The organism is Psychromonas arctica (assembly GCF_038155225.1).
Lineage (GTDB): Bacteria > Pseudomonadota > Gammaproteobacteria > Enterobacterales > Psychromonadaceae > Psychromonas > Psychromonas arctica_B.
On sequence record NZ_JBAKBA010000160.1, the window covers coordinates 1 to 246 of the forward strand.

General features: G+C 39.4%; 1 protein-coding gene. It reads right to left on the reverse strand.

Annotated features, from left to right (window positions below; all coding sequences use genetic code 11):
- Nucleotides 1-86 precede the first annotated feature (86 nt).
- Complete coding sequence (locus tag V6255_RS18165; protein WP_341629394.1) at nt 87-194, reverse strand: hypothetical protein; 108 nt, start codon at nt 192-194, stop codon at nt 87-89.
- Between the last annotated feature and the right edge of the window lie 52 nt (nt 195-246).

Here is a 246-nt window from a genome sequence, read left to right on the forward strand (position 1 = left end):
ATTTCACCTGGATCCGGTGTCTCCGCATATTTTTCAACAGGGCTATCTTTTGGCGGCGTATACCCTTCTATGACGACGGGAATAGTTTATCCTTTAGCTACTTTTTCATTAGCATTTAATAAGCCCATATATTGTTCGAAGTGACTGGTAGGCGGGATAAATATATACATACGCCCTTCTCTCACTTCTAACACAAGTGCGGTTTAAACCATCTCTATGCCGATAAAACCTTTTTTAAATCTACAT